General features: G+C 67.1%; 13 protein-coding genes and 1 pseudogene. 4 read left to right on the top strand and 10 right to left on the bottom strand.

What is annotated here, in order from left to right; genetic code table 11:
* The first annotated feature begins 40 nt into the window (after positions 1 to 40).
* On the top strand, positions 41 to 481 hold the full coding sequence (locus tag F0U60_RS32010) for a DUF6918 family protein (RefSeq protein WP_395805523.1): 441 nt from the start codon (positions 41 to 43) through the stop codon (positions 479 to 481).
* A 105-nt stretch (positions 482 to 586) separates the two neighbouring features.
* On the opposite strand, the gene F0U60_RS32005 is transcribed toward F0U60_RS32010, so the two are convergent.
* Both F0U60_RS32005 and F0U60_RS32000 read right to left on the bottom strand, forming a co-directional pair.
* Entirely contained in the window at positions 587 to 2,416 is a 1,830-nt protein-coding gene (locus tag F0U60_RS32005; RefSeq protein ID WP_395805521.1) for a CocE/NonD family hydrolase, read from the bottom strand.
* Between the two features lie 16 nt (positions 2,417 to 2,432).
* Positions 2,433 to 4,109 (bottom strand): serine/threonine-protein kinase, encoded by a 1,677-nt coding sequence (locus F0U60_RS32000; protein ID WP_395805519.1) that lies wholly within the window; start codon positions 4,107 to 4,109, stop codon positions 2,433 to 2,435.
* Positions 4,110 to 4,228: 119 nt separating this feature from the next.
* On the opposite strand from F0U60_RS32000, the gene thiM reads away from it, so the two are divergent.
* From thiM to F0U60_RS31985, 3 genes and pseudogenes are all read left to right on the top strand, one after another.
* A complete protein-coding gene (gene thiM, locus F0U60_RS31995) occupies positions 4,229 to 5,023 on the top strand; it encodes a hydroxyethylthiazole kinase (protein WP_395805517.1) in 795 nt (264 codons plus the stop codon).
* 13 nt (positions 5,024 to 5,036) lie between these two features.
* Positions 5,037 to 5,687 (top strand): thiamine phosphate synthase, encoded by a 651-nt coding sequence (thiE, locus tag F0U60_RS31990; RefSeq protein ID WP_395805515.1) that lies wholly within the window; start codon positions 5,037 to 5,039, stop codon positions 5,685 to 5,687.
* A 48-nt stretch (positions 5,688 to 5,735) separates the two neighbouring features.
* A pseudogene (locus tag F0U60_RS31985) lies at positions 5,736 to 5,876 on the top strand (serine hydrolase); the annotation flags it as partial.
* Positions 5,877 to 6,015: 139 nt separating this feature from the next.
* Here F0U60_RS31985 and F0U60_RS31980 read toward each other — a convergent pair.
* From F0U60_RS31980 to F0U60_RS31945, 8 genes are all read right to left on the bottom strand, one after another.
* Positions 6,016 to 6,240, bottom strand: a complete 225-nt coding sequence (locus F0U60_RS31980; RefSeq protein WP_395826023.1) for a hypothetical protein — start codon at positions 6,238 to 6,240, stop codon at positions 6,016 to 6,018.
* Between the two features lie 144 nt (positions 6,241 to 6,384).
* Positions 6,385 to 8,133 carry a glycoside hydrolase family 88 protein gene (locus tag F0U60_RS31975; protein WP_395805513.1) on the bottom strand — a complete coding sequence of 583 codons (1,749 nt, stop codon included), beginning with the start codon at positions 8,131 to 8,133 and terminating at the stop codon, positions 6,385 to 6,387.
* A 79-nt stretch (positions 8,134 to 8,212) separates the two neighbouring features.
* Complete coding sequence (locus F0U60_RS31970) at positions 8,213 to 8,992, bottom strand: N-acyl homoserine lactonase family protein (RefSeq protein ID WP_395805511.1); 780 nt, start codon at positions 8,990 to 8,992, stop codon at positions 8,213 to 8,215.
* An 8-nt stretch (positions 8,993 to 9,000) separates the two neighbouring features.
* A complete protein-coding gene (locus F0U60_RS31965; RefSeq protein WP_395805509.1) occupies positions 9,001 to 11,040 on the bottom strand; it encodes an amylo-alpha-1,6-glucosidase in 2,040 nt (679 codons plus the stop codon).
* Positions 11,037 to 12,917 carry a malto-oligosyltrehalose trehalohydrolase gene (treZ, locus tag F0U60_RS31960; protein ID WP_395805507.1) on the bottom strand — a complete coding sequence of 627 codons (1,881 nt, stop codon included), beginning with the start codon at positions 12,915 to 12,917 and terminating at the stop codon, positions 11,037 to 11,039. The genes F0U60_RS31965 and treZ overlap by 4 nt, the downstream gene beginning before the upstream one ends.
* Positions 12,918 to 13,071: 154 nt before the next feature.
* Complete coding sequence (locus F0U60_RS31955; RefSeq protein WP_395805505.1) at positions 13,072 to 14,415, bottom strand: hypothetical protein; 1,344 nt, start codon at positions 14,413 to 14,415, stop codon at positions 13,072 to 13,074.
* A complete protein-coding gene (locus F0U60_RS31950) occupies positions 14,412 to 16,709 on the bottom strand; it encodes a hypothetical protein (protein ID WP_395805503.1) in 2,298 nt (765 codons plus the stop codon). The genes F0U60_RS31955 and F0U60_RS31950 overlap by 4 nt, the downstream gene beginning before the upstream one ends.
* A gap of 53 nt (positions 16,710 to 16,762) precedes the next feature.
* The gene (locus F0U60_RS31945; protein WP_395805501.1) at positions 16,763 to 25,717 is read right to left on the bottom strand and encodes a CARDB domain-containing protein; all 8,955 of its coding nucleotides are present in this window, start codon (positions 25,715 to 25,717) and stop codon (positions 16,763 to 16,765) included.
* Positions 25,718 to 25,817 lie beyond the last annotated feature (100 nt).

Raw genomic sequence — 25,817 nt, 5'->3', positions numbered from 1 at the left:
CCCGGTTGCGTTCCGCCCGGTGAACGAAAGGCATGATGGGATGGCGTCACTCACCGAGACACTTACCAACGAGACCAAGAAGGCTGCGGTCATCGACGACTGCTGTGAGCTCATCGACGCCGAGGTCGCCGACAAGGGCGGCATCTCGGGTTTCGCCATCAAGGCGGGCTACAGCGCCGTGAAGGGCATCAAGCCCGGCTTCATCAAGCACGCCGTCGAGGATCTCCTCCCCGCGTTCGCCGCGGCGCTCGAGCCGCTCTACCAGGAGGCCAAGACGGGCGGGAAGTCGGTCTCCGCCCACATCACGTCGAACTCGGGGCGCGCCGCGGATGCCCTGCTCGCCATCACCGACGGGAAGGTTCGCAACGCGCAGAGTGGGCTCGTGAAGGGCACCTACGAGAAGCTCCGCGGCACGGCGAAGAAGAACGTCGAGGCCGCCATTCCCCGCATCGGCAAGCTCATCGAGAAGCACGCGGGCTGAGTGTCTGGCTCCCTGTAGCCTCGCGAGCAGCACCTGACGGGAGGGATTTCGTATAGGTGTTGCCCGGGGGCTACACAGCCAGCGTCACCGGATGAGAGGGATTCTTCACCGTGCCGCGGAGCCGGCTGTGGCTGGGAGTTCGAGTGGCAGGGAGAGCCGCGAGCCTCCCTCTCCTCCGAGCACCACCGTCTGCCGCGCCACCACGGGCGTTGTCTCCTCGTACCAGGGACGCGCGGTGTTCATGTGCACCGACAGCATGGGGTGGCTCGATGAGGACACCCACACCCCGAGCCGGTGCCCCTTCGCGAGCACCCAGGAGGTGGGATGGAAGTCGATCTCCACCTCGCGCTCGGTTCCTGGTGCGTAGGGCACGAGCGTCTCTGTCTCCGCGGTGGGCCAGCGCAGGGTGGCCGCGCCATCGGTCACGTGGAGTGCTCGCCCCCGAGCGTCCACGTCCACGAGCTTGGCGACGAACGCGGTGTCCTCCGCGCTCGAACGCACGCGCAGGCGCAACCTCGCCCGGCCGGCGATGCGCTCGTCACGGACGGCTTCTGCTCCCAGGAAGCGCAGCACATCCTCGCGCTTGCACGGCCACGTCTGCTTCACGGGTCCAGGCTCGACGCCATCCCCTCGCAAGAAGGCAAACGCGATTCCTCGTGCGCCGCCCTCGCTCTTCCACGGCTGGCGAGGGTCATAGCGGTAGCTCAGCTCCGCGAGCGTCGAGGCCGGCTCGGGCATCAGCGAGGAGGAGGCACAGGCCCCCGGCGCCGCGGCGGCCTGCGCCGCATTGAGGAAGAGCACCTGCTCCTGCGTTGCGGGAGGCCAGGTCGGCAGCTCGCGGAAGCCCGAGTCTCCATGCCCGGCGATATGCGCGCGACCGGTGGCATACGGCAGGGGAACGCCCTGGAGCGTGTGGCGCAGCCAGGGAATCACGGTTCCCCACTGCTCAAGGCCGTCCTTGACGCCCTCGACCTTCGCGCTTGCTCCACCTTGCGTTCCCAGGTGGTTCCACGGCCCCACCAAGATGACGCTCTGCTCGCGCGTGGCGAGCGATTCCCAGGTGCGCAGGGTAGCCGGGAGGAAGGGATCGTCGAACCCTCCGACGAGGAGCATCGGAATCCCAAGGTGCTTTGGGCTCTGGCGCAGGGCCTCGGTCTCCGGCCGCTTCCACAGCGGCCCTCCGGGCTCCAGGGACGTCAACCACTCACGGTAGAAGGGGAGGGGCTTCCCGAAGCTCGCGACATCCGCCTCGAGGTGGGGCCAGTGCGCGAGCATCTTCTTGTAGGCCGATCCCGCGCTGCGCTTCGCCTCGCGTCCCGGCATGTAGGCCGCCCACGCCGTCAGGAGCTCGTGCGGCATCAGGCCTCGCTCGGAGAGCACCTCTCTCAGGTCCGTGCCGAAGACGCTGACGACGATCGTCTTCACCTCCGCCGGGAGTTGCCCCGCCGAAGCCGCGAGCGCGGTTCCCCCGAGATACGACATGCCATAGAGCGCGACACGGCCGTCGACGAAGGGCTGCTGCACGAGCCAGCGCAGCGTGTCCTCGCCGTCGGCGAGCTCATTCATCAGGGGCCACCACTCGCCACCGCTGTCGAGCCGCCCGCGCACGTCCTGGAGGACACAGCCCATGCCATAGCGGACGAACAGGTCGCAGCTCAGCTCGAAGACGAAGCGGAGATCGTAAGGGTTGCGGATGAGCACCACCGGTGCCCGCTCTACGCCCTTGGGCAGCAGGATGCGGGTGGACAGCTCCACGCCATCCCGCATCCGCACTTGCTCGGTGCGCCAGGCTCCCGCCTGATGGGTGAAGGCCGGAAGCTCGTGCGAGGACTTCCGGTCCTCCTGGATGTAGTTGCGCACCAGCCCACAGGCGCTGAGCGTGAACCCCAGAAGGAGCAAGAGGCCCACTCGGAGCCATGAATCGATGCTTCGCATGTTACCTCTTTTAACGTCAGTCCTTCCCACCCGCCGCGATCGAGCCCTTCGGTGAGAGGACCGCCGTGGGCTCCTCGCTCCTCGCGAAGACCGGGCCACCCTCCGGCCGGGTCTCCTGCTCCGGAGTGGGCACCGCGACCGGTACCCTCTTGTGCACCATCGTCTCCTGAACCAGGCGGGCCAGTGCTTCCTGCCCGTGGGGATAGGGCGCGAAGGCTCCGGTGAGCGCACAGAGTTGCTCGCGCAGCCGCAGTCCTCGGGGCGTGCGGTCCATCACCCTCCACTGGAGCAGGCCCATGATGGCGGCGTCGAGCTCGGGGGGGATTTCTGGACGGATGGTCGAGGGCGGCAAGATGGAGGGTGGGGGGGTGCTCCGCGTCATGTCGGAGACATCTTCTCCAGAGACGACGCGCCGTCCCGTGAGCGCCTCGTGCAGCGTGAGGCCGAGCGCGAAGAGATCCGCGCGCCCGTCGAATGGTTCGCCCCGGGCTTGCTCCGGGGACAGGTACCCCAGCTTGCCGCGGACTCGGTCGACCTGGGTGAGGCGAACATGGATGGCCGCGCGGGCGACTCCGAAGTCTCCCAGCTTCACCTCCCCAATGCGCGACAGCAGGATGTTGGGCGGGTTCACGTCCCGGTGGACGAGGTTCAACGGGACGCCGTCGCTCGCCGTGCGCCGGTGGACGTAGTCGAGCGCCTGGCCCATCTCGGCCCCGATGTAGGCCACCACCTCGGGCGGCAGACGGCCGTGGAGCTTGATCAACTCGCGCAGCGAGAGCCCCTCGATGAACTCCATGGCCATGAAGTAGGTGTCCGAGAACCGGCCCACGTCGAACACCTGGACGATGTTGGAGTGGTTGAGGAGCGAGCCCAGTTCCGCCTCTCGTCGGAACAGCGTCACGAAGTCCTCGTCCTCGGCGTAGGCCGGGAGGATGCGCTTGATGGCCACCACCTTCTCGAAGCCACCCTCCGGGCTGTAGGTGGCGCGGAACACCTCCGCCATGCCTCCCACCCCCAGCTTCTCGTGGAGGAAGTACTTGCCCAGCAGGTCCTTCGCTCGGATGGCATGCAGAGCCTCCTCGGCCTTGCGCGTGAGGTGGCTGGCGATGAAGGCCGCCAGGACGCCGGTGATGAAGTAGTAGACGCCGCGCTGCACCATGAGCGTCGGCGTGAACATCAGGGTGATGGGCTCACTCATCCGGGGCAGGGCGACGAAGAAGTAGAGCAGCAGCATCTCGGCGGTCACGAGACAGCCCGCGAAGAAGGCCAGCCCGCGATTGGCGCGCAACGCCGCGAGCAGGATGAGCGTGCTCCAGAGGACGGTCGAGGGATTGGACAGCGCCTGCTCGACGTCGCCATAGAGGATGTCGAAGAGGAAGATCCACGCTCCGGCGGCGGTCTCCAGGCAGACGTTGAACCAGCAGAGGGCGGGATGGAACCAGCCCCTGTCCAGGACCCGGGAGAGCCACGCGTAGTACCCGGCATAGAGGACACACATGCCCGCCACGGAGAGGGCGCGGGGCCAGCCGAGCAGGGGCCCCAGGGCGAGCGCGGTGAGGATGAAAATGCAGCACACCCCACTGTTGAACCGGGCCACGGAGGCTTCTCGGGCGGCGGTATCCGACCGGATGTGCTCGGCGAGCAGTTGTCTGCCGAGCGGCGTGACGCGTCCTGAACCGTGGAAGAGGGGCATGTCGACCCCATTCTCTTGCAGCCTGGGAGGCAAGGCGAGTTCAACGGCACGCCAGGAGAGCAGTCTGCCTGCCCTCGTGGGGCGGACGGTGCTAGATGACCCGACAGGAGGAACTCGCAGTGGACCTGATCTCAGGAGTCTGGGAGTCGCTGAAGGCGGTGCGGGAGCGGTCGCCGCTCGTGCACAACATCACCAACTACGTCGTGATGAACAACACGGCCAACGCCCTGCTCGCCGTGGGGGCCTCGCCCGCCATGGTCCACGCTCGTGAGGAGGTGGCGGACTTCACGGCCATCTCGCAGGCGCTGGTGGTGAATATCGGCACGCTCTCGCCTGAGTGGGTGGAGGGCATGCAGCTGGCCGTCCACTCCGCGCGCCGAGCACGGGTGCCCTGGGTGCTGGATCCGGTGGGTGCCGGGGCCACGCGCTACCGCACCAGCACCGCTGCCGAGCTGGCACGCCAGGCTCCGGCAGTCATCCGCGGCAACGCCTCGGAGGTACTCGCCGTGGCAGGTGAGGCGGGCGCCACGCGCGGGGTGGACAGTACCCAGTCGTCCGAGGCCTCGCTTGAGGCAGCACGGCGACTGGCCTCCAACTTGGGCACCGTGGTGGCTGTCACGGGCAAGACGGACTACGTCACCGACGGCTCGCGCGTGGTGGCGGTGGACAATGGCCACCCGCTCATGGCTCGGGTGACGGGCATGGGCTGCACGGCCTCCGCGCTGGTGGGGGCCTTCCTGGCGGTGGAGCCTGATGCGGTGCTGGCCGCCGCGCGCGCCCTCTCGGTGTTGGGGATGGCGGGGGAGCTTGCTGCCGAGCAGTCCAAGGGGCCGGGCTCGTTGCAGCTGCACCTGCTGGACGTGCTCTACACCCTGGACGAGGACACCGTGCGCGCCCGCGCTCGCGTGCGCTGAGGAGGCTTCGCCTATGTCCCGTCGCGTGCCCGACCTGTCCGTCTACCTCGTCACGGATCGCCTGCTGGCGCGCGGGCGTGAGCTGGTGGACGTGGTGCTCGCCGCGGTGCGCGGCGGGGCCACCGTGGTGCAGCTGCGCGAGAAGGACGCCTCGGCGCGCGAGACGCTGGAGCTGGGTCGGGCGCTGCTCGGACGGCTCCGGCCACTTGGGGTGCCGCTCATCGTCAATGACAGGGTGGATCTGGCAATGGCGCTGGGGGCGGACGGAGTCCACGTGGGGCAGGGCGATCTGCCCCCCGAGGTGGCCCGTCGCCTGCTGGGGCCCGACGCGCTGGTAGGGTTGTCCATCACCGGGCCGGCGGACCTGAGCACGTTGGATCCGGCGGTGGTGGACTACGCCGGCGTGGGTCCCATCTTCCCCACCGGCTCCAAGGCGGATGCCACTCCAGCGCTTGGGTTGGAGGAGCTCGCCCGTATGCGGCCCCGCTTGCCCGTCCCGGTTGTGGCCATCGGTGGCATCAACGCCGCCAACGCCGCGAGTGTCATTGCCGCGGGGGCGGACGGCGTCTCCGTGGTGTCTGCCATCTGCTCCGCGGATGACTGCGAAGTGGCCGCGAGCGTCCTCGTCCGGGCCGTCCGGCAGGGACTCGCGAGCCGAAAGTAGGGAGTCTCACCTTCATCAACTCTGGGTGACAGGAACACGTGCCGGCGGTTGCCGGGAGCGCGTTTTGAGTATTCCAGTACCAATGACATCCTCGTCAGCCACATCATCGAAAAGGTGACCGGGACGCCGCTGGCCCAGCAGTTGCGCACGCGCATCTTTGAGCCCCTGGAGCTGCGGAGCACGGGGTTGGACGGTGGCGAGCGCCGCGATTGTCTACAGCAGGGGAGATCGAAATGCGTTGGACATGGCGCGCGTACTTTTTCGGTACCGCGCCTCGCCGAACCGAGGCCCGAACGTCAGCCGTGCTCGGACCCCGTGCCGGACCTAATTAGCAGGAGAAGCTGCAGATCCTGCTGCACCTCCTGTAGTTGCTGGTACAGGCGCTCTCGCACGTGGAGTCGCCAGCACAGTCTTCGAGGCAGTAGGTGTAGCCCTCTTCGCAGGTCGAGCAGCACGGCGCTGCGGTGGTCTCCTCGGCACCCGTGGTCGCACCCAGCACGCCACCCACCGCCACCGCCATACCAAAGAGCGCGATCGTCAAAGCCTTCTTCATGGTTCCCCTCTGTTTGACAGACGAAACGGCAGGAATTGCCGTTCGTCGCAACAATGTATCATAAATGGGGAAAGCCCCAATACAGGAAATCATGTATCGAGGCCTTTCCGTGTCTTTGTAGGGATTCAGTGTTGGTGTTCGTCCCTACGGCCGCTGCGCCGGTGCTGAGCGCCCTGTTCGCAGGCGCGTGCTGGGAGCGGCGGTTGTCTCGGCGCGTACGGTGTGGTTGCGGACCCGGAACTCGTTGTCGAAGTGGCCGCTCTTGAGAGACACCTTGCCGAGGTCATCTGTGGCAGGCGCGTCGGAGCGGAAGGCGAAGCGGTCGGCGATGAGCACCTCGGTACCTCCCGGAGGCCGCACCCAGACGCTGTATGTCTTGGCGTTCAGGTCCGTGCGCATGCGCACGTGGTATGTGGCATTGGCCTGGTAGGGCACGTTCGCGAGCGCGGCGTACGCAGCACCTCGGCGCACGTCGAAGGAGCCGCTCGGGTTCATGCGGATGGCCATGGCCAGGCTGGAGTAGGCGGTGACGTTGGTTGAGGTGTCCGCGTAGCCGATGACGCCGTCGATGGGATAGCTGAGCGGCGTCACGTCGAACTCGACAATCCGCACGCCGGTGTTGCCAGTGCCCAGGCTGCGCACGCTCTCGGGGAAGCCGAGCGTCGAGAGCCACCCGTCCTGGTTCCACAGCTTGAAGCGGCTCACCGCCTCGACGAGGTAGTAGTCCCCATAGATGAGGCTCTTGTCGATGTCCTCACCCCGCGGATTGATCGCATTCCTGTAGAACGCCACGCCGTGCAGGAGGATGCCGGGGCCCGTGGTGGCCGAGCCCAGGTAGGCCGGGGATGCGAGGGTGTCGAGCGTCGCCAGGGCCGCGTTCCGGTACCGCTGGGCCACGGTCGGGTCGGTGACGTACCTGCTCAGCTCCTGGAGCGCCGAGGCGACAATGGCGGCGGCGGAGGAGTCCTTCTGCTGCTGGTCCGGAGGGGCGTTGAAGTCCCAGTTGGGAATGTAATCGGCGGGCACCCGGGCCAGGTAGTAGTCGGTGACCTTCTGCGCGGCCTGCAGCATGCCCGGATCACGCGTGTACCGGTAGGCCATGGTGAAGCCGTAGATGGCCCAGGCGTGTCCGCGAGCCCAGGTGGAGCTGTCGGAGTACCCCTGGTACGTCTTCCGGGAGAGGATGGCGCCCGAGGTGCTGTAATCCACCACGTGGAAGGTGCCGCCGTCCGCGCGGACCATGTCCGAAGCGGTCTTCCGGGCATGGCTCAGCGCCATGTCGTTCCAGGCTGCATTTCCTCCGTTCCGGGCCCCCCAGAAGAGCAGCTCCAGGTTCATCATCGTGTCCACAACCATGGGCACATGCCAGGTGCCGTCATTCCAATCGCAGCAATCGATGACGCCCACGGTGGGGTTGTAACGTCTGGCCAGCGAGGTGGCGGCCGTCAACATCACCTGTCGGTAGTAGTCATCCCCCGTCAGCCGGTACGCCTGGCCGAAGCTGGTCATGAACTTGAAGCCCAGGTCGTGGGTGATTTGACGGAGGTCGGTGTTGCTCTTCTGGATCTCCAGGTTGCGCGTCCAGGCGTCTGCTTTGGTGCGCCAATAAGGATCTCGTCCCTGCTCGTACATGAGCCAGAGCTGGCCCGGGAAGAAGCCCTGGACCCAGTCGAAGTTGGCGGTGTTGGGGACGAGCCGCCACGGGCCGTTGGTCGTGGCCTTGGGGTACTGGTTCGTCGGTATCGTGGGATCCGAGGACGTGGCCCGCAGCTTCTGCTGGGCGGTCTGTAGGACCCGATCTGCCGTTGCATTGTCGAAGGCCCAGGCTGGTGCCGCCGCGAACACGCAGAGACATCCCGCCAGAAGCCCATTGACAATCATTTTCCTGTTCATGTCCTCCTCCTGGTGGCCCACTCAGGGCTGATGGGTGGAGTGACTTTTCAGGATTTGTGATGTTTTTTTCTCGAGCCGCCTATTCGTAGAAGTCCGGCGCGAGGCGGCGTGAATGAACGTCGTCCGGATCGTGCATGAAGACGAACTCGCCGCCCGTGGCGTCGCGGATCGCCTTGAGCTTGCGAATCGACGCAATGCCTAACGCCGGGTCCGAGCACTCCCCGGGTGCTCGTTCCTGCTCAAAGTTCTCGTGCAGGTCACCCGCGTCGGCGACGAGGATCTTGGTTCCACTCGCGGGCAGCTCGACGACGACCGACTGGTGTCCCGGCATGTGGCCGAGCGTCAGGACGCCACGCAGCCCTGGCATCAACTCCCAATCGCCGTCGACGAGCCTCCACTCACGGTCCGCCAGCCGGTAGTCGTCGTCGAACACCGCCGGGTTGCCGTGAGGGCCCATGGCATAGTCGTACTCGCGACGCTGGATGTAGATGCGGGCGTTGCGAAAGTACTTGAGATGGCCCGTATGGTCGTAATGGACGTGGCTGAGGATGACGGCGGAGATGTCATCCGCCCCAACCCCCAGCCTCGCCAGTTGCGGCAGCAGCTCGTGCTCCGGCAGGACGATGGGTGGCGCCAGCCAGCCTGGACCCGAGAAGAACCGCTGGCGCAACACCGGATCCTTCAACCGTGCGGGATCGGCTCCCGTATCGAAGAGGACCCAGCCGTGCGCCGTATCCAGGAGATAGGCGCAGACCGGCTCACACAGGATGACGGTGGGATCCGCGCCGTGTACCGAAACGGATTTCGGCAGGATCTCGTAACCGCAGCGGAGGATGTAGAGCCGGCGCACATCGCTCATGGGCGAGGTCAGCGCTCCCCTGTCTTCAGGAAGACGCGCAGCGCCTCCGCCACGCTCCACGCCTGGGCGATGCACCCTCGGGGCCGGTAGGGCTCCGTGGCATCGAAGATCTCACTGATCTGCCCCAGGCCCGCGTGCTCCAGGTGATCCTCCATCCCGTTGAGCAGCGCTCGCGCCGCGCTCTTGTCTGGGTTCACCTTCAACGCCGCATCCACGTAGTGGCCGATCAGCCAACCCCACACCGTGCCCTGGTGATACGCCGCGTCGCGCGCCCGCAGATCTCCGTCGTACCTCGCCTTGTAGTCCGCGTGCCCCGGCGCCAGGCTCCTCAGGCCCACCGGTGTCAGCAATTCCTTGCGCACCTTCTCCAGCACCGGCTCCCACTTGTCCCGCCGCAGCACCGGGTTCTTCAACGAGATGGCGAACACCTGGTTCGGTCTCACCGCGGGATCGTCCTTCCCGTCCTCACCGTCCACGACGTCGAACAGGCACGCCTCCGCCGCGTTCCAGAAGCGCCGGTTGAAGCTCGCGTAGGCCTTCTCCGCCGCCGCCGCGTATGGCCTCGCGTCCTTGCCCAGCCGCTCCGACCACTCCACCATCAGCCGCAGCGCGTTGAACCACAGCGCGTTGATCTCCACCGGCTTGCCGCGCCTCGGCGTGACCACCCAGCCGTCCACCTTCGCGTCCATCCACGTGAGCTGGTAGCCCTCGTCGCCCTGGCTCAGCAGTCCATCTGCGGGATCCACCCGGATGTTGTGCCGCGTTCCCTTCTGGTGGTGGTCGATGATCTTCGCCAGCGTCGGGTAGAAGTCCCGCAGCAACTCCTCGTCCTTCGTGTGCTCGAGGTAGCGGTCCACCGCGTGGAAGAACCACATCGTCGCGTCCGCCGTGTGGTACAGGCCCTCGTTCTCGCCCTCGGGGAAGAGGTTGGGCAGCAGGCCGTCCCGCACGTGGTGATGGAAGGTGCGCAGGATGGCCGCCGCCGTGTTGTGCCGGCCCGTGCTCAGCGTCAGCCCCTCCAGGGAGATCATCGTGTCCCGGCCCCAGTCCGTGAACCAGTGGTAGCCGGCGATCACCGAGCGCGCGTCCTGACCCACCGCTCGAGCCCAGGCGTCGTCCGCGGGGCGCGTCGGGTCGATGATGAACTGGTCCGCCGCCAGCACCAGCCGTGCCGGCACGCCCGTCCGTGCCTCCTGCGGAACCCGCAGCAGCAGCCGCCGCTCGCGCTCGTACTCCAGGGCCAGCGTCTCCTGGGGCTCCCGGTCCAGCACCGCCGGATCCTCCGTGGTGACGCCCATGGCCAAGGACTCGCCCGGCTTCAGTGAGCACTCGAAGTAGCCCGGGCTCACCAGCGTCTCCACGAAGTCATAGCCGCGCGACTTCTCCACCCGGTAGAACTGCGGCGCGCTCGTCTCGCGCAACCCCACGAATGGCGCTGGGCGGGGCGAGTAGATGCGCATGTTCATGGGAGGCACGCCGTCCCCCGCCTGCATCTCCACGCGCGAGCCCCTCAGCAGCACGGTGGGCTCGAGCACCGCGTGGTGCAGCTTGTCATCGTGCATGCGCATGGCCGGGAAGGGCCGCAGCCGCAGCGTCACCTCGGGACCCGACAGGTGCTCCCACAGCACGATGAGCGTGTTTTCCCCGTGCACCAGCGCCAGCTTGCGCTGAATGCGCGCCTCGCCCACCTGGTAGACCCAGTGCGGCACCAGGCCGTCCAGGTGGAAGCCGCGCAGCAGCGTGGCGGCCTCGGACACCTGCGTCCCGTCCGCGAGCTCCTCCGCGTCCAGCCGGTACGTCCTGCCGCCCACCACGGCCAGCTCGCCCAGGCGCGCCAGCAGCACCGTGCGGCCCCGCTTCTCCAGACCGGGGATGAACATCCCGTGGTAGCGCCGCGTGTTGCACCGCGCCACCGTGCACGAGGCGTATCCGCCTCGCCCGTTGGTCACGAGCCACTCGCGGGTGACGATGTCCGAGAAGTCCGCGCCCGTGGGCCAGTCGAAGGCGAGCCGGGGCAGGGAGGGGCACTCAGTTCCAGCAGGGGTCACGTCTTCATCTCCTCGCTCGTGAGTACGAGCGACGTCTGTCCAGGTATCCGCATGCGCGTCTCTTCCGAGAAGGGCGGGGTCCCCATTCCGCCGTAGCGGACGTGCTCAGAAGCCAAGAGGAGGCTCCACTTATTTCCCGGTGGGGGAGCCAGCAGCGGCTCTGGACACGGGGCCACCTCCAGCTCCGCCCCCAGGTTGAGCAGCACCAGTCGGTCGCCCTCCTGCCCGCTTCCGAAATAGCGTAACACCAGCGCGTGCTGCGACAGCACCGCTCCCGTGAGGCGCTTCGGGTCCTGCGCCGCGAACACCGGATCCTCCCGCCGCAGCCTCAGCAGCTCCTTGTGGAGCGCCAGGGCTCCTGTGTTCCGCTCGCGCTCGCTCCAGTCCAGCTTGGACAGGCGGAAGGCCTCTTCGCCGAAGGGCACCTGGTAGCCCTCCACCTCCAGGGCATGGCGAGCGCTCGGGAATTGGGAGAGGAAGTCGTTGCGCCCCTTGCGCACCAGCTCCTGCAGCTCCGCGTTGTGATCCACGAAGTAGAGGAAGGGCGAGGAGGCGAAGAACTCCTGTCCCATGAAGAGCATGGGGGTCTGGGGCAGCAGCAGGAAGAACGTCGTCAGTGCTCGGGCTCGCGCTGGCCCCGCCTGCTGGTGCAACCGCTCGCCCTTCAGGGCGTTGGCGAGCTGATCATGGTTCTGCAGGTAGAAGACGACGTGCTTTGGATCCGTGTGCAGCAGCGGCGTGCCCCGGGGCTTCTTCTGCCACTTGTAGTACTGCCCCTGGTAGAGCGAGTTGCGCAGCACGCACGACAGCAGCTCCTGCGCGGTGCCGCAGTAGTCCATCAGGTAGGCCTCGGAGCGGCCTACCGCCGCCACCTTCGCCGAGTGGTGGAAGTCGTCCACCCAAATGGAGTCCACCCCGTACCCCTTCTCGGAGGGCGGCTTCACCAGCTTCACGTCCTGGGGCTCGTTCTCCCCGATGATGAGGACATGCCGCTTGCCCGCTGCCTCGCGCACCCGCTCGACGAGCTCTCCCACAATGTGCCGCGGCGAGGCGTCATACAGGCTCTGCGTGGCGTCCAGGCGCAGTCCGTCGAAGTGGTACTCGGCCACCCAATAGCAGGCGTTCTGGATGAAGAAGTCGCGCGAGGGGCCCGCCGCCTCCCCGTCATCGAAGTTGGTGGGGTCGCCCCACTCGTTGGGGTACTTCGGGTTGAAGTAGCCCTGGGAATACTGGGACAGGTAGTTCCCGTCCGGGCCCAGGTGGTTGTAGACGACGTCCACGATGATGCCGAGCCCCAGCCGGTGCGCCTCGTCCACCAGCTGCCGCAGCTCGTCGGGACCCCCGTAAGCCGCGTGAGGCGCGTAGAGCTGGACGCCGTCGTAGCCCCAGTTGAAGCGGCCAGGACAGGCGTGCAGCGGCATCAGCTCCAGCGTGGTGACACCCAGCTCCTTGAGCAGCGGGAGCTTCCGGGCCGCCGCCGCGTAGGTGCCCTCGGGGGTGAAGGTGCCGATGTGCAGCTCGTAGAGGACCTGGCCCTTCAATGTGACGCCTGGCCAGTTGCTGTCCTTCCAGGCATAGCGCGTGGGGTCCACCACCTGCGAGGGGCCATGGGGGCCCTCGGGTTGGAAGCGGGAGCAGGGGTCCGGGAAGGCCTCTCCACCGTCCAGACGGTATTTGTAGAGGCTGCCCACCGGGACAGCGAGGGTGCCCTCGAAGTAGCCGCGCCCGGAGGGCTCGAGCGGCAGATAGCGAAGTCCTCCCGACTCGTGGACACAGACATCCACTCGTCGGCGGCGCGGTGCCCACACACGGAAATGTGTGCGACCGTCGGCGAGCGGACGTGCACCCAGCGTCAGTTGAAAGCTTCCGGACCCCACGGTTCCTCCCTGACAGAAGCGAACGCTGTCAAGGTTGTGCAGGGTCTCGGGAGAGAGGAAGGCATGCCTTCCCGTACGCCCCTCCTTATGCAGTGAGGGCCTGCCTGCTCGGTTGGGAGGTCGTAGGGGCCATGTTTACAAGCCCTACCAGCATTCAGCTCCGGTGCCGCTCGGCCTCGCGGTAGAGCTGGGTGAGCGAGTAATCCAGCAACGCCTGCCGCGAGTGCATGGAATGGCGGGCCCTGGCGAAGGGCAACCACACGCGGTTGCCCACGAGAACCTGTGCCTCCTCGAGCTTCTGGCGCGGAATCCACCTACCGCCGAGGTTGCGCACCAGTACTTCGCCCAGGTACGCGCCAATGGCGGGCACTGCGTGCTCGTCGATGGCTTCTCGCAGGCGGCTTGTCGGGAACTCCTCGCGCCAGAAGTAGAAGTCGGCGTCCGTGAGCGACTCGGGCGTTGCCTCGAAGACGGAGGGCACCTCCGAGTGCAGCAGCGCCACGAGGTGCTCGGCGAGGGTGCGGTAATGCTCGAGAGCGCGCTCCAGGTTCTCCACGTCCGAGGGGAGGGCGGAGTCAGCAGGGCGCCACTCCTCGGGCTCGGGGGGGCTCCATGCGTTGAGCTCGGCAATCCTTTGTTGGCGCTCGTGACTGGCGGTGCGGTCCACCACACGCGAGAGGAGCGGGGCCAGGTCCGGGTGGAAGCGGGGCTCCACGGGAGCGAGCCTGGCACTGCGCTCATTCAAGGTGCGCAGCACGGTGTCGAAGTCGAGGTCCGGTCGGAGGTGAGCGTGGGCGCGGGCCTGCGCGAGCCGCGCCTCCTTGCTGGCGAAATCCGCCACGGTGGGCCACGTCACGAGGAGGACAGAGCCGTTGGGCAGTTCCTCCACCCGGTGCGCTGGCGTGGAGAGCATGCGCTCGCGGCCCACGGTCTCCACCAGCTTTGGACCAAAGACGTTGAGCCAGAACACCTCGTAGATTCTGTCGAACCCGTCTCTGGATTCCGTCTCGTCATCGCGGCCGAAGTTGGGTGAGCCCGCCAACTCCGCGTCATCACTGCTGTGGGTCTTGGCATACGTGACTGGATAGCGGGAGGCCCATGCGCGCACCATCTCCACAAACTGGCGACAGCGCTCCGCCTCCGCGAAGAAGGAGAGCGGCTTCACCTTGATGATGATGTTCAGTTCAGGTGGAAGAAGAGGTGGGAATGAAAGCGAGAGCGACATGTCCAATAGGGGCCACTTCGTTCGATAGAGCCCGAGCCCCGATGTTCTCTCGCTGCGCCGCTCCTCCAGTGCCTTCCAAAAGGACGGAGGGGAGTACTTGCGTTGCCGCTTGCCGTTGACGACATCCGGCATCCACCCGCTGGCGTACTCCTCGAGCGCCTGGAGAAAGGGCGCCAATTCTCTCTCCAGTGGCGCTTGTGGATTGAATGCACCGTTGAACGATAGCCGGAGGTAGTCCTCATTCCTCGAGCCGTAGAATTCCAGTGCCTTCATTGGAACAGCACCTCCACTCCCGGAACCTCTTTTCGCGTTTCGTTCACGGCTGACCTCAAGTCCTCTGCCTTCCCGGGCTTGAGCTCGCCCCCCTCGTAGATGAGGCGGACCCGTTGGACGGGCACCTCGCCGCCCTTGCGGAGAAGGGACTGAAGAGAATCCCGGCGGATGTCCAGCGTGCCACCGTACTTGTCCAAAGCTTCCTTCGCATCCGCAATCATCTGGGCCTTCAGTGCCTCGTACTTCAGCCCCGAGAAGTTGCGGCTCTTGAAGCTGAGCGTCTCGACGCGTGGTGGACCCCCGGCGAGCTCACCCTCCTCGATGACGAGCACATCCGCATAGCGCAGGCCGCTCTTGGGCTTCCAAACACCCACGCACCTCAGGATGCGAGGCCTGATGAAGGCTCCGAGGAAGCGGCGCTGCGCCCGAGGCAGGGTGGCGTCGGATTCCAACAACGCCACCATGTCGCGCTCGAAGGCCAGCCCCCGGGCGAACCACCCGCGCATCCGCTCGTAGCCCTCCCATTTCAGGGGGCCCTCGGTGGCTGTGCCTTTCTCCACCTCGCTGAAGCGCCTCTCGTAGTAGTCAACGTACTCGCGCCAGCGCGGGTTGCCTCGGGCCTCCGGCGTCGGGGCGTCGAGGGTGGGGCGGTGCTTCTCCAGCACGCCCCTGTCCTTCGGCAGGCGCGGACCCGTGGCCTCACGTTCCACCGCCGCCAGCTTTGCCTCCACCACCTCTCGCGAGTGGCCAACCCCTTCGTCTACCAACGAGGCGAGGGTGCCTGGGCGCTCCGCGGCACGGGCCTCCTTGAGAGAAGGGCGTGGGGCTTCATCCGCCGCGGCGATCGCTTCCCCGGCGCTTGTCCCCGCACCGCTCTTCACAGGCGGGGAGCCCGTGGCCTCGGGCCTGGCCCTGGACAGCAGCGGCCGGGCCTTGGCCACATCCCCCCGGGCCTCATACAGCGCCAGCGCGGCGTCCGCTCCTCCCACGGCGACGAAACGGCCCGCTTCTCGGCTCGCCTGGAGGTACCGCACGAGCGTGCGCAGGCCCTCCAGGCTTAGCCGCCCTTCCAACTGCCTCGCTGTCTCCTCAAGGGTTCGCAGCCGCAGCTCCAGGGCCTCGAACCCGGTGAGGAGGTGCGGCCTCGTCCCCGGTGCGCCTCTCCCCTCGGAGAGGTAGCGCAGGCCCTTGCCACCCGCGTAGATGGCCACCAGCAGCGCCGCTGGTGCCAGCTCGCGCGTGGCTTGCTCGTACTTGCCCTGCGCCAGCGACTGCGCGCCATGGCCCGTGCTGGATAGCAGGCCGTAGAAACCCAGCGGCACGCCGAAGGTGAGGTGGTCGAATCCTCCCAGGACCACGTTGCCCGCCGAGAAGTGCTGCTCCGCCCATCGCTTCTCCGCCTCGTCGAGGGCCTTCTGGTACTCCGGCGGCAGCTGGTCTCGTATGGAGAGGAAGGCGAAGCTTCTCCCTCCGTCGCTCGCCACAGAGCTGGAGAGCCCGTCCGTCAAGGCGCGACCAGCGCCTCGGCCCAGGTCTCTGATTTCAAAGTCCCGGTCCACACGGGCGGTGGGTTTCAGGCCCCTCTTCTCCAACGCCGTCTGGAAGGCGGGCAGGCGCGCGAGTGTTTCCTCCAGCCGTTTGTCCCGGGCCAACAGGAAGAGAATCTCCCTCAAGTCGTCGTCATGAGCCGAGTCGACAATGAAGACGGCGAGCACTTCGGCTCTGAGGGCGCCGTAATCCTCGAGGGCCTTCACGAGGAAGGATACGCGCCTGCTGTTGAGCAGGCGGGCGACATCCTCACGCGGTGGGCCCAGGGCACCGAGTCGCACGGCGCGCCAGTCGTCCAAGGCCTCCACCAACCGGGGCATGTCCACGCGCTCTTGCAGGGCGAGGACTTCCGCGGGCGAAGTGCATTTGAGGAAGGGGGCGAGCAGTGCCTCTCTGTCGCCAGAGGAGAAGTTGGGCCAGCCTGGGGGCACGGCCTCCCCTCCGCAGGAGGGCGGACCGCGGACTTCACGCCCCGCGCTCGCCAGGGTCGGGCCTGGCCCGCGAGCACTCCGGCGGCGGTGCAGCTGCTCCGGTTCGGAGGAGGAGCGGGCCCCCGTCTCGTGCAACGCGGACAGGGTGCGAGGGCCCTCGGGGAGGCCTCCGCCGGGTTGCGGTGGCAGTGTGACGCAACCGCTCGTCATCAGCGCGGCGCCCAGCAGCAGCGCCGCCCACGTGTACGCCCAAGCCTCAGCGCGAATTGTCTGCTCCCAGGTGTTGCCGCGCAGGCTCGTTGATGGAGCCCTCACCGGACGTGAGCTGTGGGGGCTCACGTCCAGCGAGGACTGACCGGGGTGAGGACTCAGTGAGCGGTGACCTCGAGGGTGCTCGTCGCCCGGGTGTTGTTGTCCTCGCGCAGCTCCTGCAGCCAGCTGTTCGAGTCGACGATGGCACCCAGGTGGAACACCCCGGGTTCCGGGGCCGCGTAGGGCAGGTCGGCCCAGGCGGGCACGTCCAGCGTCACGCACTGGTCGACATCCAGAGGATCCACATGGATGCCGCCCACACTCCGCTGATCGTCATGCGGGGGCTCGCCGGGGTTCATCACCGAGAGGTCGGCGTCCTGCGAGAGGAAGACCTCCAGCCACACCTGCTGCGCGGTGGGGACCGTCCCCTGGTTGCACACCGTCACCGTGGCCGTGAACGCCAGTCCGTTCGCCACGCTGGACGGGCCGCTCACCTCGCTCACCACGAGATCCGGCCGGTAACCCACGCCCACCAGGTCACCCATCCGGCTGTTGTTGTCCTCGCGCAGCTCCTGCTCCACCCACTTCGTGTCGACGGCGGCGGCCAGGTAGTACGCGCCATCACCCTGTGCCTCCTGCGGCAGCACGGCACTGGCGGGCACGCTCAGCGTCACGCACTGCGCGGGGGCCAGGGACTGCTCCAACTCCACGGAGCCGATGAACATCTGGTCCCTGGGCATGCCCGGAGACGGGTAGGGCGAGCCCGGCGAGGGCAGCTCCAGCTCGGTGTCCATGGACAGGTACAGCTCCACGTGAGGCCTGGAGTAGGAGGAGCTGCTGCTGGACTCCGTGCCCTGGTTGCACACCCTCACCGTAGCCATGAAGTTCTGTCCATGCTCGAGGCTGACGGGCCCGCTCACCTCGCTCACCACGAGGTCGGACCGGTTACCCACGCCCATCAGGCCGTTGAACCGGACGTTGTTGTCCTCGCGCAGCTCCCGCTCCACCCACTTCGTGTCGACCGCGGCGGCCAGATGGTACGCACCGTCTCCCTGTGCTCCCTGCGGCAGCCAGGCATTGGCGGACATGCTCTTCGTCACGCACGCCCCCGCGGCCAACGGCTGGTCCAACTCCACGGACGCGATGCTCACCTGGTCCGAAGAGGGCATTCCGGGGGAGGGCTGCGTCAGCTCGGTGTCCGTGGACAGGAACAGCTCCAACCAGATGGAGCCGAAGGTGCCACTGGAGGGGGCCGGGGCCGTGCCCTGGTTGCACACCTTCACCGTGGCCGTGAAGTTCTGACCGTTCGCCACGCTGGCTGGGGCATTCACCTCACTGACCACGAGGTCGGGCAGGTGGCCCACCCCCATGGGCTCGCCAATCCGGGTGTTGTTGTCCTCACGCAGCTCCTGTTCCACCCAGGTCGTGTCGACCGCGGCGGCCAGGTAGTACGCGCCCTCCTCCTGCATCCCAGACGGCAGGTCGGCCCACGCGGACACGCTCTTCGTCACGCACTGCGACGGGTAGAGGGGCTGGTCGAGCTCCACCGACCCGATGAACGCCTGATCCGAGGGCATGCCCGGAGACGGGTAGGGCGAGCCCGGAGCGGGCAGCTCCAGCGTGGTGTCCTTGGACAGGAACAGCTCCACCCGGGGTCTGGAGGAGTTGTAGCTGCTGGTGGGCTCCATGCCCTGGTTGCAGACCTTCACGGCCACCGTGAAGTTCTGACCGTACTCGACGCTGGCAGGACCGCTCACCTCGCTCACCACGAGGTCCGACCGGTGGCCCACGCCCATCAGGCCGCCCACGCGGATGTTGTTGTCCTCGCGCAGCTCCTGCTCCACCCACGTCGTGTCGACCGCGGCGGCCAGGTAGTACGCGCCATCACCCTGTGCGTCCCATGGCTGCCGGGCATGTGCGAACACCGTCTTCGTCACGCACTGCCCCGGATACAGGGACTCGTTGAGGTACTCGGACCCGATGTGCTCCTGGTCCCGGGGCATGCCCGGAGACGGGTAGGGCGAGTTCGGGGTGGGCAGCGTCAGCTCGGTGTCCATGGACAGGTACAGCTCTATCCGGGTGTTGTTGCTCGAGTAGCCGCTGATGGGAGCCGAGCCCTGGTTGCACACCTTCACCGTGGCCGTGAAGTCCGCTCCGTTCCACACGCTGGACGGGCCGCTCACCTCGCTCACCACGAGGTCGGACCGGTTGCCCACTCCCATCAAACCGCCTACGCGGACATTGTTGTCCTCGCGCAGCTCCTGCTCCACCCACGTCGTGTCGACCGCGGCGGCCAGGTAGAACGCGCCGTCACCCTGGGCATCTCGCGGAAGCACGGCATGGGCGGGCACGCTCGTTGTCACGCACTGCGACGGATTGAGGGGCTGGTCGAGGTGCACGGAGCCGATGAGCTCCTGGTCCCGGGACAGGTCCGGAGACGGGTAGGGCGAGTTCGGGAGGGGCAGCGTCAGCTCGGTGTCCATGGACAGGTACAGCTCCACCCGGGGGGGACCGAAGGAGCCGCTGGTCGGGGCCGAGCCCTGGTTGCACACCTTCACCGTGGCCGTGAACGGCTGTCCATTGCTCGCGCTGGACGGGCCGCTCACCTCGCTGATCACAAGGTCCGACCGGTGGCCCACGCCCACCTGGTGACCGATGCGGACGTTGTTGTCCTCACGCAGCTCATTCTCCACCCAGGTCGTGTCGACCGCGGCGCCCAGGTAGTACGCACCCTCCTCCTGCATTCCCGACGGCAGGTCGGCCGAGACGGATACGCTCTTCGTCACGCACTGCGATGGGTAGAGGGGCTCGTAGAGCTCCACCGAGCCGATGAGCGCCTGGTCCCGGGTCTGGTCCGGAGACGGGTACGGTGAGCCTTGGGACGGCAGCGTCAGCTCGGTGTCCTTGGACAGGTACAGCTCCACCCGAGGCCTGGAGTAGTAGCTATTGACGGCGGGGGTCGTGCCCTGGTTGCACACCTTCACCGTGGCCGTGAAGCCCTGCCCGTACTGGACGCTGGCTGGGCCGCTCACCTCGCTCACCACGAGGTCGGACCGGTGGCCCACGCCCAGCAGGTCTCCGACGTGGACGTTGTTGTCCTCGCGCAGCTCGTACTCCACCCACGTCGTGTCGACGGCGGCGACCAGGTAGTACGCGCCGTCACCTTGGGAGGCGGGCGGAGGCCAGGCATTCGCTTGGACGCTCTTCGTCACGCACTGTGACGGGAACAGGGGCTCGTAGAGCTCCAGGCTCCCGATGTAAATCTGGTCCACGGGCATGCCCGGAGACGGGTAGGGCGAGTTCGGGGCGGGCAGCGTCAGCTCGGTGTCCGTGGACAGGTACAGCTCCACCCGGGTGTTGCCCGAGTAGTAGTTGTTGTGGGTGGGGACCGTGCCCTGGTTGCACACCTTCACGCTGGCCATGAAGCTCTGCCCGGGCTCGACATTGGCCGGGCCGCTCACCTCGCTCACCACGAGGTCGGACCGGTTGCCCACGCCCATCAGGCCGCCCACGCGGACGTTGTTGTCCTCGCGCAGCTCCTGCTCCACCCACGTCGTGTCGACCGCGGCGGCCAGGTAGTACGCGCCGAGGTCCTGGGTCCCTGGCAGCGAGGAGGCGTAAGCCGTCACGTTCTTCGTCACGCACTGCGACGGGGCGAGGGGCTGGTCAAGCTCCAGAGACCCAATGGACGCCTGCTCCGAGGACGGGCCCTGAGGCGGATAGGGCGAGCCCGGCGAGGGAAGCTCCAGTGTGGTGTCGGTGGACAGGAACAGCTCCACCCGGGGCCGGGAGTAGTAGGAGTCGCTGGTGGGGGCCGTGCCCTGGTTGCAGACCTTCACGGCGGCCGAGAACTCCTGCCCAGGGCCCACGCTGGCCGGGCCGCTCACCGCGCTGACCACCAGGTCGGACCGGTTGCCCAGGCCCATCAAGCCGCCCACGCGGATGTTGTTGTCCTCACGCAGCTCCTGCTCCACCCACGTCGTGTCGACGACAGCGGCCAGGTAGTACGCGCTGTCACCCTGGGCGTCTCGCGGAAGCACCGCATGGGCGGGCACGCTCGTCGTCACGCACTGCGACGGGGACAGGGGCTCGTAGAGCTCCAGGGTGCCGATGAGCTCCTGGTCTCGGGTCAAGTCCGGAGACGGGTAGGGCGAGTTCGGGGTGGGCAGCGTCAGCTCGGTGTCCATGGACAGGTACAGCTCCACCCGGGGCCGGGAGTAGTAGGAGCCGCTGGTGGAGGCCGTGCCCTGGTTGCACACCTTCACCGTGGCCGTGAACTGCTGCCCGTACCCGACGCTCGCCGGGCCACTGACCTCGCTCACCACGAGGTCGGATCGGTTGCCCACGCCCATTACGCCGCTCACGTGGACGTTGTTGTCCTCGCGCAGCTCCTGCTCCACCCGGTTGGTATCGACGGCGGCGGCCAGGTAGTACGCGCCCTCCCCATGCTCTTCCGGCGGCAGCCAGGGCGTGGCGGGCATGCTCAGCGTCACGCACTGCGACGGGTACAGGGTGTCGTAGAGCTCCGCGTATCCGATGGACGCCTGATCCAGGGGCATGTCCTGTGACGAGGACGGTATCGAGAGCGTGGCGTCCGTGGACAGGAACAGCTCCACCTGGGGCCTGCTGTAATAAGGGTAGTACCCGTTTTGGGTGGGGGCGGTGCCCTGGTTGCACACCGTCACCGTGGCCGTGAACTGGTACCCAGGGCTCACGCTGGCCGGGCCGCTCACCTCCGTCACCACGAGGTCGGACCGGTGGCCCACGCCCATCAGGTTGCCCACGCGGATGTTGTTGTCCTCGCGCAACTCCTGCTCCACCCGGTTCGTGTCGACAGCAGCCGCCAGGTAGTACGCGCCATCGCCCTGTCCGGCTGGCGGCGGCGAGGCATAGGCAGACACGCTCTTCGTCACGCACTGTCCCGGATACAGGGGCTCATAGAGATCCACGGACCCGATGGACGTCTGCTCCAGGGGCATTTCCGAGCCGGGCGTGGACGAATCCGGTACCGAGAGGGTGGCCACCGTGGAGAGGAACAGCTCCACGCGCGTGTTGTTGTTGTAGCTGTTAGTGGGAGCCACGCCCTGGTTGCAGACCTTCACGGTGGCCGTGAACTGCTGTCCATCGCCCGCGCTGGCCGGGCCGCTTACCTCCGTCACCACGAGGTCGGACCGGTGGCCCACGCCCATCAGGTTGCCCACGCGGACGTTGTTGTCCTCACGCAGCTCCTGCTCCACCTGATAGATGTCGACGGCAGCCGCCAGATAGTACGCGCCATCGCCCTGTCCTGCCGGTGGCGGCGAGGCATAGGCGGGCACGCTCTTCGTCACACACTGCGACGGGTAGAGGGTCTGGTCGAGCTCCACGGACCCGATGGACGTCTGGTCCATGGGCATGCCTGGAGACGGGTAGGGCGAGTTCTGAGAAGGCAGCGTCAGCTCGTCATCCGTGGAGAGGAACAGCTCCACCCGAGGCCTGGAGTAGTAATAGCCGTTGCCGGTGGGGGCCGAGCCCTGGTTGCAGACCTTCACGGTGGCCGTGAACTCCTGCCCATCGCCCGCGCTGGCTGGGCCGCTCACCTCCGTCACCACGAGGTCGGCCTTGTAGCCCACGCCCATCAACCCACTCACGTGGACGTTGTTGTCCTCGCGTAGCTCCTGCTCCACCCAGGTGGTGTCGACGGCCGCCGCCAGGTAGTACGCGCCGTCCCCATGTGAGGCCGGTGGCAGCGAGGCATAGGCGGACATGCTCTTCGTCACACACTGCGACGGGGACAAGGGCTGCTCGAGCTCCACGGACCCGATGGACGTCTGGTCCCGGGGCATGTCCGGAGACGGGTAGGGCGAGTTCTGAGAGGGCAGCGTCAGCTCGGCGTCCGTGGACAGGAACAGCTCCACCCGAGGCCTGGAGTAGTAGTAGTAGCTGCCGCTGGTGGGGGCCGTACCCTGGTTGCACACCTTCACGGTGGCCGTGAAAGTCTGCCCGTTCTCGACGCTGGCCGGGTGGCTCACCTCAGTCACCACGAGATCGGACCGGTGCCCCACGCCCATCAGGCCGCCCACGTGGACGTTGTTGTCCTCGCGCAGCTCCCATTCCGTCCAGTTGGTGTCGACGGCGGCGGCCAGGTAGTACGCGCCTTCACCCTGTCCTGTCGGAGGCAGGTAGGCATGGGCGGGCACGCTCTTCGTCGTGCACTGACCCGGGTACAGTTGTTGGCTGAGCTCCACGTACCCGACAGAAACCGCGCCCACCGGCTCCGGGTAGGGCATGGACTGCTCCGGCATCGAGAGCGTGTCACTCGCGGACAGGAACAGCTCCAAGCGCGTGATGTTGTAGTAGGGACCGCCGGTGGAGGAGGCCGTGCCCTGGTTGCAGACCTTCACGGTGGCCGTGAAGTCCTGTCCATCCCTCACGCTGGCGGGACCTGTCAGCTCGGTCACCACGAGGTCGGCCCCATGGCCCACGCCCATCAGGCCTCCCACGTGGACGTTGTTGTCCTCGCGCAGCTCCTTTTGCATCGACTGGGGGTCGACGACGGCTGCCAGGTACCAGGCACCGTTGTTCCCTTGGGCCTCAGGTGGAGACCAGGCGTTGGCGGGCACGCTCTTCGTCACGCACTGCCCCGGCTCCAGGGGCTGGTAGAACTCCACGGACCCGATGGTCGTCTGATCCATGGCCATGGGCGGGTTGGGCGAGCCTGGGGAGGGCAGTGTCAGCTCGGTGTCCGTGGACAGGTACAGATCCACGCGCGTGGAGGGGTAGCCGCTGCTGGAGGAGGTCGTGCCCTGGTTGCAGACCTTCACGGTGGCCGTGAACTCCCGTCCATCCCTCACGCTGGCCGGGCCACTCACTTCGGTCACCACGAAGTCTGGCCGGTGCCCTACGCCGATCAACCCATCCAGGTGGACGTTGTTGTCCTCACGCAGTTCCTGCTCCACCTGGAGGGGGTCGACGGCGGCGAACAGATAGTACGCGCCGGGTTCCGAGGTCGGTGGCAGCGAGGCATAGGCGGGCATGTCCACCGTCACGCACTGCGCCGGCTCCAGCCGCGAGTAGATATCCACGGACCCCATCGACATCTGGTCCATGGGCATGGGCGGGTAGGGTGAGTCCATGGAGGGCAGCGTCAGCTCCGTGTCCATGGACAGGAACAGCTCCACCCTCACACTGCTGTAATACGGATAGCTGTTGCTCTGGGTGGGGGCGGTTCCCTGGTTGCACACCTTCACCCGGGTCGGGAAGCTCTGTCCGTCCCTCACGCTGGCCGGTCGCTCCACTTCGGTGACCACGAGATCGGCCCGGTAGCCCACGCCCATCAACCCACTCACGAGGATGTTGTTGTCCTCACGCAGCTCGTGCTCCGTGGCCAGCGAGTCGACGACGGCGATCAGGTAGTACGCGCCATGGCTCTGCGCTTCAGGTGGCAGCCAGGCGTTGGCGTGCACGCTCGTTGTCACGCACTGCCCCTGCTGCAACATGTCCAGCTCCGTGTACCCAATGGACACCTGGCTCGAAGACGAACCCGGAGAGGGCATTCCTGGAGCCAGCGGAGCCAGCTCGGGCCGCGTCGACAGGAACAGCTCCACACGCGGTCGGCTGTAATAGTTGCCGTTGGTGTGCTCCGTGCCCTGGTTGCACACCTTCACGTTGGCCGTGAAGTTCTGGCCATCCCACACATTCGCCGGCCCGCTCACCTCGCTCACCACGAGGTCGGATCGGTAGCCCACGCCCAGCAACCCACCGACATGGACGTTGTTGTCCTCGCGCAGCTCCTGCTCCACCCCGGCCCTGTCGACGGTGGCCACCAGGTAGTACGCCCCGTCACTCTGAGACTCGGGCGGCGGCCACGCATGGGCGGGCACGCTCTTCGTCACGCACTGGCCTTCGTACAGCACGTCCAGCTCCAGGCTTCCGAGGGGAGCCGGATCCGCCGGCAGCGCGCCCGTCGCGTCCGAGGTCAGGAACAGCTCCACCCGAGGCCTCGAGGGATAGCCTGCGGAGGGGGCGGTGCCTGCGTTGCACACCTTCACCTTGGCCGTGAAGTCCTGCCCCTGCAGCGCGCTGGCCGGGCTCTCCACCCGGGTCACCACGAGGTCGGAGCGGTTGCCCACGCCCATTCGGCTGCCCACGCGGACGTTGTTGTCCTCGCGCAGCTCCTGCTCCATCCCGTTCGTGTCAACGGCGGCCACCAGGTAGTACGCACCGTCTCCCTGGGCCTCGGGCGGTAGGTTGGCGTTGACGGGCACGCCCGTCGTCACACACTGCCCTTCGTACATCTGACCCAGCTCCAGGTACCCAATGGACACCTGATCCGTCGGAACGCTCGGGGACGGAGCGTTCGGATCCGGCAGGGTCAGCTCGGTATCCATCGACAGGAACAGCTCCACCCGCGGCGTGCCGTAGTAGGGGTAGTAGCCGCCCGTGGAGGAGGTGGTGCCCTGGTTGCACACCGTCACCGTGGCCGTGAAGGACTGCCACGACCTCACGCTGGCGGGGCCACTCACCCCGGTCACCACGAGGTCGGCCCGATCGCCCACACCTAGCAGGCCGCCCACGTGGACGTTGTTGTCCTCGCGCGCCTCCTGCTCCACGCCCAGCGTGTCGACGGCCGCCGCCAGGTAGTACGCGCCGTCACCTTGCGCGGCCGGGGGCAGCCAGGCCTGCGCGGGCATGCTCTTCGTCACGCACTGCCCCGGCTGCAGCGAATCCAGATCCCAGGCGCCGATGGACACCTGGTCCGTGGGCGGGCTCGGGGGCGGATTGTTCGGATCCGACAGCGACAACTCGGCATCCATCGAGAGGAACAGCTCGAGCCTGGGCCGGTTGAAGCTGGTGGGCTCGGTGCCCTGGTTGCACACCGTCACCGTGGTCTGGAAGCTCTGGCCGTTCCTCACGCTGGCCGGTCCACGGACCTGGGTCACCACCAGATCTGTCCCGGATTCCAGCGCCGCGGCGATGCTCTTCGAGCGCGTCGTGTCGGAGAGCGCATCCTCCCGACCGCAAGCCGCCAATGCCAGCAGTCCCGTGACGAGCAGGCGCGTGGCGCCCCTCGCCGAGTCTGGCCGTCTCATGTGTTCCCCCTGCATTTGGATGGACGTGCCGCCTCAGAGCGCGGTTGCCAGGAGCTGGCTTCGTCCGTATGCGCTCATAAGTTAGCAAAACGTTAAATAC

It is taken from the genome of Archangium minus, assembly GCF_044360475.1.
In the GTDB taxonomy this organism is placed as follows: Bacteria; Myxococcota; Myxococcia; order Myxococcales; family Myxococcaceae; genus Archangium; species Archangium minus.
This window is presented reverse-complemented; position numbering and strand designations above follow the sequence as displayed.